We start from the raw sequence: 725 nt of genomic DNA on the forward strand, positions 1-725 counted from the left end.
GTACTGCCGCACCCAGGCGACCACCTCGCTCGACGGCATGGCCGCCGCGATGCCGTTGCCCTGGGCCATGTCGCAGCCGATCGCGATCAGGCGCTGCGCCTGGGCCCGCGATTCGACGCCCTCGGCCACCACCGTGCACCCGAAGGTGCGCGACAGACTGATCACCCCGGCGACGATCGCGTGGTCCTGCGGATCGAGCAGCATGTTCTGCACGAACGAGCGGTCGATCTTCAGCAGGTCGAGCGGCAGCCGCTTCAGGTAGGTGAGGGTGGAGTAGCCGGTGCCGAAATCGTCGAGCGCGAAGCGCACGCCGAGCTTGCGGCATTCCTGCATCAGCTGCACGGTGTAGTCGACGTCGGCGAGTGCTGCGGTCTCCAGCACCTCGATCACCAGGCGCTGCGCCACCGGCGAGTTGTAGCGTGAGAGCAGTCCGGCCAGGCGCTGCGCGAACAGCGGCTCCTGCAGGTGGCGCGCCGAGACGTTGATGCTGAGCGTGAGGTCGAGCCCCTGGCGCTGCCACTGCGCGAGCTGCTCGATGCCCTGCTGCAGCACCCAGTCGCCGACGCTGGCGCTGAGCCCGGTGTGCTCGATCAGCGGCAGGAAATGCGCCGGTGCGATCACGCCGTGCTGCGGGTGCTTCCAGCGCAGCAGCGCCTCGACGCCCATCACCGTGCCGTTGCGCAGGTCGACCTTGGGCTGGTAGTAGAGGCAGAACTCCTGCGCGT

The 725-nt window shown here is 68.7% G+C and carries 1 protein-coding gene; it reads right to left on the reverse strand.

Features of this window, described 5'->3' with window-relative positions; translation table 11 throughout:
• Positions 1–725: putative bifunctional diguanylate cyclase/phosphodiesterase (locus tag AC1D15_RS35630; RefSeq protein ID WP_477829803.1), on the reverse strand; the 725-nt coding region annotated here is incomplete at both ends.

This window comes from Rhizobacter sp. P2_H2, from assembly GCF_056403375.1.